Genomic DNA, 782 nt, shown 5'->3' with positions numbered 1-782 from the left:
TTAAGAAATTGTAGCCAATTTACAACTTTTATCGGAGCGGGGTTGAGTAGCACACTGCTGTAAACGCCGATACAAAATTAAGAAATTGTAGCCAATTTACAACGTAAATTTGCTTTATGCCTAACAAGAAGAGCTGTAAACGCCGATACAAAATTAAGAAATTGTAGCCAATTTACAAATAACTCATTGATAAGCAGCTGCCGCTCTTCGCTGTAAACGCCGATACAAAATTAAGAAATTGTAGCCAATTTACAACTAAGTTCTTAATCAATAAACTCATTTACACGCAAAACGTATACCAAGACATGCCTAGAACTACTAAAAAGAAAAAATTTGACAAAACTCAACCTAAACTAAATGCATACAGAAATATGTGGATTATTGTCATGTACGACTTGCCTACGGAAACCGCCCAAAACCGTAAAGATGCGGCTACCTTTCGTAAAAAAATGCTTAAATTGGGATTTAGCATGTTTCAATTTTCAGTTTATATTAAACACGAGATAAGTATGGAAGCCGTAGAAACCACCAAAAACAAACTAAAAAAAATTCAACCGCCCGAAGGAAAGCTAGGCATCTTTTTCTTTACCGACAAACAGTTTGGTAAAACCGAAATTATTTTTTGTCAAAAAAAGCAGAAAGCACCTAAAAAACCTGCTCAACTGGAATTGTTCTGAAAAAAATGTATTTAATCACTGCTGTTTTTATCTTTGTAATTAGGTATTTATCTCGTTTGAGCTTGAATTACAAATACTTACAAGCTAAAATCTTGCATAAAGTGC

Annotated in this window: 1 protein-coding gene; it reads left to right on the top strand. The window is 33.8% G+C overall.

Annotated features, from left to right (window positions below):
- Positions 1-305: 305 nt before the first annotated feature.
- Positions 306-677 (top strand): CRISPR-associated endonuclease Cas2, encoded by a 372-nt coding sequence (cas2, locus tag NZ519_14025; protein MCS7029870.1) that lies wholly within the window; start codon positions 306-308, stop codon positions 675-677.
- Positions 678-782: the final 105 nt, after the last annotated feature.

The organism is Bacteroidia bacterium (assembly GCA_025056095.1).
Classification (GTDB): domain Bacteria; phylum Bacteroidota; class Bacteroidia; order JANWVE01; family JANWVE01; genus JANWVE01.
The sequence above is the reverse complement of the archived record's forward strand: the minus strand, read 5'-3'. Positions and strand labels throughout refer to the sequence as shown.